Genomic DNA, 13340 nt, shown 5'->3' with positions numbered 1-13340 from the left:
TCGAGTAACCGAAATGCCCAATTCTTCCTGCCGCAGGCTCAGCGCCTGCGGCCCGACCCTGCTTGCCTGTGTGTTCGCTGCCGGCCAGCCGGTTGCCCAGGCGGCGATGTTCGACAGCAGCTTCATGCAGCCCTTCGGCGGCAGCTCGGCCGGCCCCAACCTGGACCTGGAGGCCATTGCGCACAATGCCCAGGTGCCACCTGGGCTGCACCAGGTGACCATCCGCCTGAACCAGAGCTTCTTTGATCGCCGCGAACTGCGCTTTGACGATGCCGGCAACGGCGAGGTGCGTGCCTGCCTGAGCCCTGCGATGCTCGAGGGCATGGGCGTGAAGCTGGCGGCGTTCATCGACCAGCGCGAGCTGGACACGCTGGAGTGCGTCGACCTGCAGCAGGCGGTCGAAGGCGCCCTGGTGACCTTCGACCCCGCGTACCTGGCGCTGGACATCAGCGTGCCGCAGGTGGCTTTGCGCCGCGACGCAGCGGGCTACGTGGCGCCGGAAGAATGGGACGCGGGTATCAACGCAGGATTACTCAACTACCAGTTCACCGGCTCGCAGGGGCACACGGCGGGGCAGGGTGACCACAACCAGTTCAGCCTGTACCTGAACGCAGGCCTCAACCTCGCCGGCTGGCGCCTGCGCTCCAACGGCAGCTACACCCAGGACCAGAACCACCGCCGCCAGTGGCAGCGCTCGACCAGCTACGCGCAAACCGACCTGCCGGGCAGCCTTGGCACCTTCACCTTGGGCGAGAGTTTCACCGCCGGTGACGTGTTCGACAGCCTGCCGTTTCGCGGCGTGCAGTTGGCCAGCGACATTGGCATGCTGCCCGACTCGATGCAGGGCTACGCGCCGGTGATTCGCGGCGTGGCCGAAACCCGTGCGCGGGTCGAGGTGCGCCATAACGGCTACTCGCTGTACACCACCTACGTGCCGCCCGGGCCGTTCGAGATCAACGACCTCAACGCCTCCAGCGGCAGTGGCGACCTCGAGGTGATCATCACCGAGGCGGACGGCCGCGAACGCCGCTTCACCCAGCCCTACGCCACCCTTGGCAACCTGCTGCGCGAGAACACCTGGCGCTATGGCCTGACCTTCGGCGAGTACAACGCCGCCGACGAAAACGGCAACCGCCCGGGCCTGGCCCAGGCCACGCTGGCCTACGGCCTGCCCTATGACTACACCTTGTCGGGCGGTGTACTGGGCAACGACTTCTACCGCGCCACGCAGCTAGGTGTGGGCAAGAACCTGGGCAGCCTCGGCGCCCTTTCGCTGGACGTGACCCAGGCCCGCACCGAAGGCCGTGATGGCCGTACCGACCAGGGCCGCAGCTATGGCATCCGCTATGGCAAGGCCTTCGCCACCGGCACCTCGGTGCGCTTCGCTGGCTATCGCTACTCCACCGAAGGCTACCGCGACTTCAGCGAAGCGGTATGGCAGCACCAGGGCGACAACTTCAACCGCATGACCAAGCGCAGCCGGGTGCAGGCCAGCATCAACCAGAACTTCGGCAACACCTCGCTGTACCTGAACCTCAGCCAGCAGGATTACTGGAACACTTCGCGCCGTGAGCGCCAGTTGCAACTGGGCGTCAACACCGTGTACCGCGGGGTCAGCTATGGCGTGTACGCCAGCAAGAGCCTGGTGGACTCGTTCGGCCAGTCCAGCTTCATCAGTTTCAACGTGTCGATCCCGCTGGGCGGCGGCAGCAGCGGCACCTTGGCGCTGGCCCGCAACAACGACGGCAGCTACGACCAGCGTGCCGGTTACCGCGGGCGCTCCGGGCACCTCAATTACGCAGTGGATGCCAGCCATGCCGAGCGTTCCGGTGGCAGCGGCTCGGCCTCGCTCAACTACCTGGCGCCGTTCGCACAATTAGGCGCTGGCGTAAGCGCCGGCGAACGTTACCAGCAAGTCAACGTAAGCGCTTCGGGCTCGCTGCTGGCCCATGGCGGTGGCATCGCCCTGGGCCAGACCCTGGGCGAAACCCTGGGGCTGGTACATGTGGCCGACACCCCGGGCGTGGGCCTGGCCAACGCACCGGGCACCCGCACCGACAGTGGCGGCTACGCGCTGATCCCCTACCTCACGCCGTACCGCAAGAACCGCGTGAGCCTTGACACCAGCGGGCTGGACCACAGCACCGAGATCGAGAACGGCGTTACCAACGTGGTGCCGCGCCGAGGCGCGGTGGTCAAGGCCGAGTTCGCCGCGCAGCGGGTGGAGAAGGTGCTGCTCAACCTGCGGCTGGAGGACGGCGGGCTTCCGCCATTTGGGGCGCAGGTGCTGGATGCAACTCAGCGTACCGTCGGAGTGGTTGGGCCGGGCGGGCAGGTGCTGCTGGTTTTTGAAGGCGAGGCGGGGGTTGTCACGGTGCGTTGGGGACGGGGGCGCGAGCAACAATGTCAGGCAATGGTGGCGATATCGGGACAGGTTCCGATGCAAGGCTACCGACAGGTCGATGGCGTTTGCCAAATGGGCTACGTGGCGAGGCTGTAGCCCCTTTGGGGCTCAGCAAACCGCATGAATGACAATGCAAGGGGTATCAAGATGGTGCGGGACTTATGTGCTGCTGTCACAGGCATTTTCGCCTGTCTGTGCTTCCCGGTAATGGCCTGGGGTTGTGACTTTCCACCGGGCTATTTCTATGAGGTCTCCGTCGATCCGGGGAATGTGTTCGTTCCCCGTGATGCGTTGCCGGGAGCAGTTATCAAGGAGGTCTATCTGGACTATGGAGTCAGCCCGGTCCAGGTGTCGTGTCCATCGGGTTTGCAGATGATGATTACCTCGCCTTTGCCACAGATACATGGATCGCCATTGGTCGGGCCCGGTGAGGTGATCCTGGAGACACGTATTCCTGGTGTCGGTGTGGTTCTGGGTAGCACGGTAACTCCACCTGACCGTCAAAACGAATTCACTCCCCATGCAGGGCGTTGGGGGTGGGCGGTACCTCATGTCGAAACCACCAAGTTAGGTGGGTCAGGCTATCCTTATATCAACCTTGTCAGGTACTACTACCGCATCATCAAGACAGGCCCTATCGATCCGGCAATGGGAACCCAATCCCTGGCCGGTCACCTGTTGGCGGAATACACCGAGCGAGTCGGCGGCAAGGTCATCACTTTGAGCTTCACCGCAGGCTCGGTCACCGTTGCCCAATGTGGCCTGCCTGGGAGCCCTGGCAGTCAGATCTCTGTGCCCATGGGTACGTGGCGAACGGGGCAGTTCCGGGGTGAGGGCAGTCATACCGACGCCCGAATGTTCATGGTACCCGTCAACGCCTGCACAGCCAGTCAGAACCCGGCAGACCGGCACTTCGCTCACCTGCGCCTGGACCCGCGCAACGGCTCCAGCGTACTCGACGCCCAGCGCGGTATCCTCGGCTTGAACAGCGACTCGGACGCCACTGGCGTGGGCGTGCAGGTACTCAAGGCCGACCTCACCCCCATGCCGTTGACCGAAGAAGTGCAGATGACCCGTCTGCAGAACGGCGATATCCAGATCCCCATGGCCGCCCGCTATATCCAGGTTGGCAAGGACACTCCGGTGGGCGGCGTGGCCAATGCTTCAGTGGGGTTCACCTTGACCTACAAATGACGCGAGGCTTGAGCCAGGTCAAAAGTTGATTGCCAATTGCCACTAATCTCGAGCGCCCTGCCGATTGTCCCCAACAACAACGAGAGCCTCCGATGAAGTGCAATTTGCCCGTTACCGGTCGCGAAGTGGATTACCCCGGCGATGCCAACATCCTTTCCACCACCGACCTGGACAGCCGCATCACCTACGCCAACGACGTGTTCATGCAGGTCAGCGGCTTTACCCATGACGAACTGCTGGGCCAGCCCCATCACCTGGTCCGTCACCCGGACATGCCGCCCCAGGCCTTCGCGCAGATGTGGCAGGCGCTCAAAGGTGGGCGTTCGTGGATGGGGCTGGTGAAGAACCGCTGCAAGAATGGTGACCATTACTGGGTCAGTGCGTTTGTTTCGCCCATCAGTAGTGGCGGGCAGGCGCTGGAGTATCAGTCGGTGCGCACCAAGCCAGGCCGGGAGCAGGTGGCGGCCGCCGAAGCCTGCTATGCACGGCTGCGCGAAGGGCGCAGCAGCTGGCGCGAGCGCCTGCCGGTTGTTGGCCTGGCAACGCGGCTGTCACTGACGGTGTCGGGGGTTGCTGCGTTGGTGATCGGTGTGGGCCAATGGTGGGCCGGGGCGCCGCTGCTGGTTTCACTGCTCGAAGTACTCGCCGTGGCGGGCCTTGCCGGCCTTGCCATCCTGCTGTTGCTGCGCCCCTATGAGCGCCTGCGCCGTCAGGCCCTGGCGATTGCCGACAACCCGTTGAGCCAGCTTTTATATACAGGCCGGCGTGATGGCCTGGGCCAGATCGAGTTCGCCATGCGCATGCTCAAGGCGCAGTTGGGGGCTGTGGTGGGGCGTATCGGCGATACCTCGTCGCGCCTGGCCGGGCATTCCGGCTCGCTGGTGGAGGCGCTGCACAGCAGCCATGCCAACAGCCTGGAGCAGCAGAGCGAGGCCGACCAGGTGGCCACAGCCATCCACCAGATGAGCGCCAGTGTGGCCCAGGTGGCCAGCAGCGCGCAGATGGCCTCGATGGCCGCCGATCAGGCCGAAGGCGAGACCCAGGCCGGGCACCGGCTGGTAGACCGTAACCGCTGCGCGATACAGGACCTGGCCGGCTCGCTGGTAGAGGCCGGCGAGGTGATCGAGCAACTGGAAAGCCACAGCAGCGAGATTACCGGAGTGCTGGATGTGATCCGCGGGATTGCCGAGCAGACCAACCTGCTGGCGCTCAACGCCGCCATCGAGGCCGCGCGGGCTGGCGACCAGGGGCGTGGCTTTGCGGTGGTGGCTGATGAGGTGCGTGGCCTGGCCCAGCGCACCGCGCAGTCCACCCACGACATCCAGCACATGATCAGCGCCCTGCAGGATGGTGCCCGCGCCGCTGTGCAGGTGATGCGCCAGAGCAGCGCCCATGCCGGGCACAGTGTCGAGCAGGCGCAGTTGGCCAGCGACGCGCTGGACAGCATCAGCGTGCGGGTCAACCAGATCAACGAGATGAGCTTGCAGATTGCCGCGGCGGTGGAGCAGCAGAGCCAGGTTAGCGAGAACATCAACCGCAACATCATCAGCATCCGTCAGGCCAGCGAAGCGACGGTGCTGGTGGGGCAGCGCAGCCATGGCAGCGCCAATGACGTGGCGGATCTGGCGCAGGACCTGCGGCGGCTGGCGGATGAATTCTGGCGCAGGTGTCAGTGATGCAGAGCATCGCGGGGCAAGTCGCATCGGCGCACCGCCGCTCCCACAGGATCGCGCAAAGCCCGAGCAAAGCCGGTGCCATCCACCGCGTTGGCTGCTTCGCGGCTAAAGCCGCCCCCACATGGATCGCATAGGCCTCAGGCCTGCGCCGTACCTATAGAAGCCTTTGGCTCAGAACCCGATAAAGGCGTAATACACCGGCGTCTGGGCGGTAGTCTGTAACCCATGCCCCTGCAGGCTGCCGGCCAGCTCGGCATCCACCACATGCACCTGCCACTGCGCGGGGTTATCCACAGGCACTGCGTCCAGCGCGGCCGCCAACGCCCCCATGTCCGGCAGCCAGGCGGTAAACCCGTTGCCCTTCAGCGCACTGGTGGTGATGCCCAGCGCCTGGCAGATGGCGACCTTGCTGGCGATATCCTCACGGTCGGCCTGGCGCGAGGCCTCGATCAGCCCGCGCAGTTCGGCGTCTTGCAGCAACCCGCCATGGATCAGTTCAGGCCCTTGCTCCCAGGCCTCGGCCGGGCAGTCCTTGCCCTCGGGGCGCAGCGGCAGGTGCGGGTTGATCTCGGCCGGGTAGATGCGGCACACCAGCGGGCGGCTTTCATAAATGGTGCACAGGTCGTCGGCGTCAAGGTTGCGGCAGCGCCCGGGGTTGAACGCGGCGAAGGTCACCGACACGCGCAGCTCGCCAGTGCCGCAGGGCACCGGGTGGGAACGGCGCAGTACGTGGTCGCGCTGCTCTGGCGGCATGCCCGGGCCATCGGCCATGAAGCCTTCGATCAGCACGATCACCTGGCCCCCGGCGCGCGCCCATTGGCCTGCTTCGGCGAGGGTCAGCGGCACATGGTGGCCGGTGCAGCACTTGCCGCAGCCGGTACAGGCAAAGCGGATGCTGTCGCTCACTTGCCGGCCGCCCACTCGGTGACGAAAGCTTGCTGGCGCTGACGGTCATACAGGCACAGCTCGGTACCGGTGGCGTTGTTCATGTGCTTTTGCGGGTATACGCCTTCGATCAGCAGGGCGCTGTAGCCGACCTGGTCGTCGAATTCGGCAGGCTTGCCCAGGGCGTGGGCATCCTTGAACTGGCTGGCCTTAAGGCACGCCTTGAGCATGTGCTGGCGCTGGTCGTTCCATGCCTGGGTGCTGGAGGCGTGGGTCGCGCCGCTGAACAGCGCGAGAGCAATCAGCAGGGAGCTGAGGTATTTCATGTGCGGGTCCGCCGTTGGCTGCGAAGGGCGCGAATTATGCCCGAACGCTTCCCGGCAGCAAGCCGGGGAGTTTGTCGCTGAATATATCAACGCTCGGCGAACACCACAGCGCGGGCCGCCACCACCAGGCAGTCGGTCAGCTCTGGCGAGCTGAACTTGGTGAGGATGGCGTTGGCCCCGGCCTCTTTGGCCTTGTTGCCACTCATGGTGCTGTCCAGCGAGGTGTGCAGCAAAATATACAGGTGCTGGAAGTCCGGGGTTTCGCGCAGGGTACGGGTGAAGGCGAAACCGTCCATTTCGGACATCTCGATGTCCGAGACGATGATGTTGATCTCGCGCTCGGTGCCTTGCAGCTCCAGCAACACGTTGATCGCATCCTTGGCGCTGCGCGCGGTGTGGCACTCGATACCGAGGTTGCGCAGGGTGTGTACCGACTGTTGCAGCGCCACCTGGCTGTCGTCCACCACCAGAATGTTGGCCGCAGCCAGCAGGCTTGCGTCTTCTTCGCCCACCTCGCCCGGGTGCGGCTCGGGCTGCGGCGGGGCGATGCCATGAATGACCTTTTCGATGTCCAGCACCTGCACCAAGGTGTTGTCGACCCGGGTTACGCCGGTGATGAACGAGCGGTTGCCCGAGCCGAACGGCGGCGGTTTGATGTCGGTGCTCAGGCAATGCACGATGCGGCTCACCGCCTGCACATGCAGGCCCTGGCGTGAGCGGCTGATCTCGGTGACGATCAGGCAGCCGCCGTCGGGGTCGGCCAGGGGCATTTCACCGATGGCGCGGGACAGGTCGATCACCGACAGCGAGTTGCCGCGCAGGGTGGCCACGCCTTTGACGTGCGGGTGCGCCTCGGGCAGCTTGGTCAGCGGCGGGCAAGGGATGATTTCGCTGACCTTGAGCAGGTTGATTGCCATCAGCTTGCCGCTGCGCAGGGTGAACAGCAGCAGGGACAGCGAGTCCGCGCGGGCTTTTTGCGTGGCCATGGGCGACCTTCGGTATTAAATGTCGGGGAGGATGCCGGGTTATCGGCCTGCGGGCCAGTGGCTTTAGATGAAGTTGTAACCGGGGAATGCTAATGCCAGTCAGGGCCCTATCGCCGGCAAGCTGGCTCTCATAGAACAAACTGCAACTCATTGATTTAACACGGTCCCTGTGGGAAGCGGCCTTGCCGGGGCGCCGTCCGGTCGAGATGGGGCGCGAAGCGGCCCCAAGATCTCGGCTTCATGCGAAATTGCCGGGGCTGCTGCGCAGCCCATCGCGACACAAGGCCGCTTCCCACAGGGCGCGGTGCATCTGCAGAGACTAGTTCTCTGCGCGACCGCGCAGCCCCAAAGGGCTGGGTGATCTCCTACAGGGTTCGCACAGCCTTCAAACTTGTGCTGTAGCTATAAGAGCCGGCTTGCCGGCGATGCTTTTTCAGCGCAGCCCCAAGCGCTTGGCCAGGCGGCTCAGGTTGGCCCGGTCCAGCCCCAGCTCCCGGGCGGCGGCTGCCCAATTGTCGCCATGGCGCTTCAGGCATTCATCAACCACTTGGCGCTGGTACTCATCCACGGCCTCGCGCAGCCCGCCTTCGGGCAGTGTCAGGTTAGCTTGCACGGGCGGGGCGGCCACGGTTGCAGCCGGCGTGACACTGCGCACGTCCAGGTCGGCTGCCTCCAGCGTGAGAATCTTCGGCCGCTGCCCGTGCTGGCCCAGCGCTTTCAACGCCGAACGCCCGATCAGGTGCTCCAGTTCGCGCACGTTGCCCGGCCACTGGTAGGCCAGCAGCGCCTGCTGCGCCTCGGCAGACAGCCGCAGGCTGCCCAGGCCCAGGCGCGAACGGTTTTGCTCAAGGAAATACCCCGCCAGCAAAAGCACGTCACGGCCGCGCTCGCGCAGCGGCGGCACTTGCAGGGGGTACACGCTCAGGCGGTGATAGAAGTCGGCGCGAAAGTTGCCGCTGCGTACCTCTTCGGCCAGGTCGCGGTTGGTGGCGGCGATCAGGCGCACGTCCACCTGGTGTTCGCGGTCCGAGCCCAAGCGCTGCAACTGCCCGCTTTGCAGCACCCGCAGCAGCTTGGCTTGCACCGCAAGCGGCAGCTCGCCGACTTCGTCGAGGAACAACGTACCGCCGTTGGCCAGCTCGAATTTGCCGCGCCGCTCGCCATGGGCGCCGGTGAAGGCGCCGCGCACATGGCCGAACAGCTCGCTCTCTACCAAGGTGTCGGGCAGTGCGGCGCAGTTCAGGCTGATCAGCGGCTTGTCGGCGCGCTGGCTGGCGCGGTGCAGGGCCTGGGCCACCAGCTCCTTGCCCACGCCGGTTTCGCCGGTGATCAGCACGGTCAGGTCGCTGCCGCCCACCAGGCGGATCTCTTCCACCAGGTGTTTATGCGCCTTGCTCTGGCCGATCAGCTCGCGGTCCTGGCCGCTGGCCTGGCGGTACACCTCGGCGCGTTGGTGCTCATCCTCGGCGCGCAGGGCCAGGTGTTCGATACGCTCGGCCACGGTCACGGTGGCAGCGGCCAGGCTGGCGAAGGCTTGCAGGGCATCCAGCTCCAGGCTCTGGAACTGCCCGGGGGTGAGTGCATCAAGGGTCAGCAGGCCCCAGGGCTGCTCGTCGACCATCAGCGGGCAGCCCATGCAGTCGTGGACCTCCAGGTCGACGTGCTCGGCATTGACCAAACCGTCGTAGGGGTCAGGCAACGGGCTGTCGCTGGGGAAGCGGGTCGGCGCGGGGTTGCCCAGCAGCACCTGGAAGCGTGGGTGCTCGCTGACCCGAAAGCGCCGGCCGAGGGTGTCCGCCGACAAACCGTCCACCGCCAGCGGCACCAGCCACTCGCCGTCCAGGCGCAGCAGCGCGGCGGCGTCGCAAGGCAGCAGGCCGCGCATGGCTTGCAGCAGGCGGCGGTAGCGCTCCTGGTCGGGCAGGTCGCAGGACAGGTCGCTGACCAGGGGGAGCAGGGCGGTGAGCAGGGGTTTTGCAGTCATATGGACTCCTATTGGTCGTAATGACTATACGCTTGCGTGTGTCATTTTGACACTCGGCAGATCAAGCCCCTGAATTCATTGGCTTTTGAAGTTGGCACGATTGCTGAAATACACATGGCAACCATTCGAAGCCAAAGGCTCAGGAGTTGTCGCAATGCTCAATGCCGAACAACGTGCAATCATCAAAGCCACCGTGCCCCTGCTGGAAAGCGGCGGGGAGGCACTGACCACCCACTTTTACAAGATGATGCTCAGCGAGTACCCCGAGGTACGCCCGCTGTTCAACCAGGCCCACCAGGCAAGCGGCGACCAGCCACGCGCCCTGGCCAACGGCGTGCTGATGTACGCCCGGCACATCGACCAGCTCGAGCAGCTCGGCGGCCTGGTCGGGCAGATCATCAACAAGCACGTGGCCCTGCAGATTCTCCCCGAACACTACCCGATCGTCGGCAAGTGCCTGCTGCGCGCCATCGAGGAAGTGCTGGGCAAGGAAATCGCAACCCCTGAGGTGATCGCCGCATGGGCCGGCGCCTACGGTCAGCTGGCCGACATCCTCATCGGCGCCGAAGAGAACTTGTACAAGCAGAAGGAAGAAGCCGTCGGCGGCTGGCGCGGTGCCCGCGAGTTCCGCCTGGTGCGCCGCGAGCAAGAAAGCAGCGAGATCGTCTCGTTCTACTTTGCCCCGGTGGACGGCAAGCCGGTGCTCAAGGCCGAGCCTGGCCAGTACATCGGCCTGAAGCTGGACATTGATGGCGCCGAGCAGCGCCGTAACTATTCGCTGTCGGCATTGTGCGATGGCGAGCAGTACCGCATCAGCGTCAAGCGTGAGGCGGGCGGCAAGGTCTCCAACTATCTGCACGACGAGTTGACGGTGGGCGACACCCTGCAGCTGTTCCCGCCGGCCGGGGACTTCGCCCTGGTCGCCAGCGACAAGCCGCTGGTGCTGATCAGTGGCGGCGTGGGCATTACCCCGACGCTGGCCATGCTCGAAGCCGCGCTGAAGACCCAGCGCCCGGTGCACTTCATTCACTGCGCGCGCGATGGTGCGGTGCATGCGTTTCGCGACTGGGTCGATGGCCTGGCAGCGCAGCATCCGCAGCTCAAGCGCTTTTACTGCTACGCCGAAGACCCGGCCAACCAGGCCGATGCCGTGGGCCTGCTGAGCCAGGACCTGCTGGCCGAGTGGCTGCCGCGCGAGCGTGACGTGGATGCCTACTTCCTGGGGCCGAAGGGCTTCATGGCGGCGATCAAGCGCCAGCTCAAGGCTATTGGTGTGCCGCAAGGCCAGAGCCGCTACGAATTCTTCGGGCCGGCGGCAGTGCTGGAGTGATCGGTTGACCCATCGCGGGGCAAGCCCGCTCCCACGCAGCGACACGCAGGTGTGGGAGCGGGCTTGCCCCGCGATGGGCGTTGCATTCCCTTCCTCTATATAAGGAGAGATGAACGCAGTTACACCCGCGTTCATCTTTAATCCTCCTTTAATCACTGTATCCTTCACTCCCGAGTGTCGAGGGGCTTGCCCCTGTCCGGCGCTTGGGCTGGCGTGTTTTTTACGTGCAGCGTTGAACCGAAACCGGCCCGCCCGGTCCTAGTGTCCTGTCTCGGAAATAAGCTGTTCACTTTTGGCGGCGTCTTGGGCGCCCGGCCTGCGTTGCCACTCCTCGCCATAGCCCTGCTATGACTCGTCGCGGCGCCTTGGCCGAACACCCAAGCCACTCGCCAAAAGAGAACGTATTTCCGAGACAGGACACTAGGTCATCAATGGATAGCCGCGCTCACCGTTCCTCGACGCAGTCACAGGTCCACTCCAGCGTGTAGACTTGGCGCCCGTCGGGCAGCCCGCGCTGCCACTCTCCATTCGAAGGAATCGGCTATGAACGAACTCTCATCGCGCCTTAACCGCGAGCGGCGCTTTCTGGTGCTGCTGGGCGTGATCTGCCTGGCGCTGATCGGCGGCGCACTTTACATGCAGGTGGTGCTCGGCGAGGCGCCATGCCCGCTGTGCATCCTGCAGCGTTACGCGCTGCTGTTCATCGCGATCTTCGCCTTCCTTGCCGCGGCCATGCCGGGGCGGCGCAGCCTGACCGTCTTCGAAGTGCTGGTGGTACTGAGCGCGGTGGGCGGAATCGTTGCGGCCGGCAACCATGTGTATATACTCGCCAACCCGATGGTCAGCTGCGGCATCGACACCCTGCAACCGATCGTCGACGACCTGCCCCTGGCCAAGCTGTGGCCGCTGGCGTTCCAGGTCGACGGCTTCTGCTCCACCCCCTACCCGCCGATCCTCGGCCTGTCCCTGGCCCAATGGGCCCTGGTGGCCTTCGTCCTGACTGCCGTGCTGGTGCCCCTGGGGATCTACCGCAACCGTCGCTGCGGTTAGACCAAAGTCCCTGTTTGACCCAGGTCTATTGCAGCGCGGGATAAGGCACAAACCCCGCGGAAATATTGACCAGGGTCATGCCCCGGGCCTTGCGCGATGCGGGTTACAGGGCTACTGAACGGGGTGCGACAAACTGTCGCGAAGTTGAATTTTTGAGCAGTATTGTTACGCATTCTGTAAAAGACTGTTGCTCAATAAGTCATAGTCAAGGGTGGGCGACCTCACTACAATCGCCCCCAATTTCCGTTCGGCACTGCTTGCGAGTCGCAGGATTGAAGGAAGCCGCAGCGCTCCCTTTTGCTGACTTCGTCAAGTTTCGCCCAACGGCGATACCGGGCGGACCCCCCTCCGCGTTTTCCCGCACCAAATGGACTTGGTCTGAAGTACAGGCCTGTTGCCTACGAAACCATAAGCACCGCTAACCCGCTTGACGCCAAGGTTCCTGCAGTCGGACCCCGGGCAGGAGCGAGTACGGGCGCGAATTGCCTCACTTGGCAGGACGAAGTGTTGGCTACCAAAACACAAATTGCATTGAAGCAAGCTGATCTAGAGGTCGTGAGATGAGTAAAAAGCGTTACCCCAGACTGTTTGGCATATTGCCCTTTTTAGGCATGCTTTTACTCAGTGGGTGCAACTGGACCCTGCTCGATCCGAAGGGCCAGGTCGGCATTGAGCAAAAGAACCTGATCCTGATCGCCACCGGCCTGATGCTGCTGGTGGTGATTCCCGTGATCATCATGACCGTGGTGTTCGCCTGGAAGTACCGTGCTTCCAACAAGGCTGCCACCTACACCCCCGACTGGTCGCACTCGACCAAGATCGAAGCCGCGGTGTGGATCATCCCGATCCTGATCATCATCGCCCTGGGTTACGTCACCTACCACTCCACCCACAAGCTGGACCCGTACCGTCCGCTGGATTCGGACGTCAAGCCGCTCCAGATCGACGTGGTCGCACTGGACTGGAAGTGGCTGTTCATCTACCCGGAACAGGGCATCGCGACGGTCAACCAGATCAACTTCCCTGCCAACGTTCCGGTCAACTTCCGTGTGACCTCGGACGCCGTGATGAACTCGTTCTTCATCCCGGGCCTGGGCGGCCAGATCTACGCCATGGCCGGCATGACCACCAAACTGCACCTGATCGCCAACGAGAACGGTGTGTTTGACGGTATCTCCGCCAACTACAGCGGTGCTGGTTTCACCGGCATGAAATTCAAGGCAAATGCCACTTCCCAGGAAGACTTCGACAAGTGGGTCGCCGAAGTGAAGCAGTCGCCGAAGAAGCTGGACAAGGCCACCTACGACGCCTTGGCCAAACCAAGCGAAAACAACCCGGTCGAGCTGTACAGCGAGGCTTCGCCTGAACAGTTCCAGCTGATCGTCGACAAGTACGAAGGCATGAACCGCGGCAAGCCGGTCCACGAAGAAGCAGGCAGCAAAGATCTGGCCACCACCAAGGGTGTGGAATCGAGTACGCAACCAGCTGCCGGTGCAGAGGAGTAA

General features: G+C 64.0%; 9 protein-coding genes and 2 pseudogenes. 7 read left to right on the top strand and 4 right to left on the bottom strand.

Annotated elements, in window-relative coordinates:
* Nucleotides 1–13 precede the first annotated feature (13 nt).
* The 4 genes and pseudogenes from KSS93_RS25145 to KSS93_RS27050 form a co-directional block, all read left to right on the top strand.
* Nucleotides 14–2500, top strand: a complete 2487-nt coding sequence (locus tag KSS93_RS25145) for a fimbria/pilus outer membrane usher protein (protein WP_217886447.1) — start codon at nucleotides 14–16, stop codon at nucleotides 2498–2500.
* Nucleotides 2501–2524: 24 nt separating this feature from the next.
* Nucleotides 2525–3598 carry a fimbrial protein gene (locus KSS93_RS26835; RefSeq protein ID WP_367616819.1) on the top strand — a complete coding sequence of 358 codons (1074 nt, stop codon included), beginning with the start codon at nucleotides 2525–2527 and terminating at the stop codon, nucleotides 3596–3598.
* A 92-nt stretch (nucleotides 3599–3690) separates the two neighbouring features.
* Nucleotides 3691–3972, top strand: a pseudogene (locus KSS93_RS27055) (PAS domain-containing protein); the annotation flags it as partial.
* A gap of 306 nt (nucleotides 3973–4278) precedes the next feature.
* Nucleotides 4279–5274: pseudogene (locus KSS93_RS27050) on the top strand (methyl-accepting chemotaxis protein); the annotation flags it as partial.
* A 171-nt stretch (nucleotides 5275–5445) separates the two neighbouring features.
* On the opposite strand, the gene KSS93_RS25130 reads toward KSS93_RS27050, so the two are convergent.
* The 4 genes from KSS93_RS25130 to norR form a co-directional block, all read right to left on the bottom strand.
* Nucleotides 5446–6180, bottom strand: a complete 735-nt coding sequence (locus KSS93_RS25130) for a YkgJ family cysteine cluster protein (RefSeq protein ID WP_217886444.1) — start codon at nucleotides 6178–6180, stop codon at nucleotides 5446–5448.
* Nucleotides 6177–6485 carry a hypothetical protein gene (locus KSS93_RS25125; protein ID WP_217886443.1) on the bottom strand — a complete coding sequence of 103 codons (309 nt, stop codon included), beginning with the start codon at nucleotides 6483–6485 and terminating at the stop codon, nucleotides 6177–6179. Before KSS93_RS25125 ends, KSS93_RS25130 begins: the two co-directional genes overlap by 4 nt.
* Nucleotides 6486–6571: 86 nt before the next feature.
* The gene (locus tag KSS93_RS25120) at nucleotides 6572–7471 is read right to left on the bottom strand and encodes a chemotaxis protein (protein WP_217886442.1); all 900 of its coding nucleotides are present in this window, start codon (nucleotides 7469–7471) and stop codon (nucleotides 6572–6574) included.
* A 433-nt stretch (nucleotides 7472–7904) separates the two neighbouring features.
* Nucleotides 7905–9455, bottom strand: coding sequence for a nitric oxide reductase transcriptional regulator NorR (norR, locus tag KSS93_RS25115; protein ID WP_217886441.1), 1551 nt, complete (start codon nucleotides 9453–9455; stop codon nucleotides 7905–7907).
* Nucleotides 9456–9609: 154 nt separating this feature from the next.
* Between norR and hmpA the strand changes: the two genes are divergently transcribed.
* The 3 genes from hmpA (at nucleotide 9610) to cyoA (ending at nucleotide 13340) form a co-directional block, all read left to right on the top strand.
* Complete coding sequence (hmpA, locus tag KSS93_RS25110) at nucleotides 9610–10785, top strand: NO-inducible flavohemoprotein (protein WP_217886440.1); 1176 nt, start codon at nucleotides 9610–9612, stop codon at nucleotides 10783–10785.
* Between the two features lie 543 nt (nucleotides 10786–11328).
* Nucleotides 11329–11835, top strand: coding sequence for a disulfide bond formation protein B (locus KSS93_RS25105; RefSeq protein ID WP_217886439.1), 507 nt, complete (start codon nucleotides 11329–11331; stop codon nucleotides 11833–11835).
* 560 nt (nucleotides 11836–12395) lie between these two features.
* Nucleotides 12396–13340 (top strand): ubiquinol oxidase subunit II, encoded by a 945-nt coding sequence (cyoA, locus tag KSS93_RS25100; RefSeq protein WP_217886438.1) that lies wholly within the window; start codon nucleotides 12396–12398, stop codon nucleotides 13338–13340.

Origin of the sequence: Pseudomonas xanthosomatis (assembly GCF_019139835.1) — a bacterium.
GTDB lineage: Bacteria > Pseudomonadota > Gammaproteobacteria > Pseudomonadales > Pseudomonadaceae > Aquipseudomonas > Aquipseudomonas fakonensis.
Note: the sequence above shows the minus strand (reverse complement) of the source record. Positions and strands in the feature narration are given on the sequence as shown.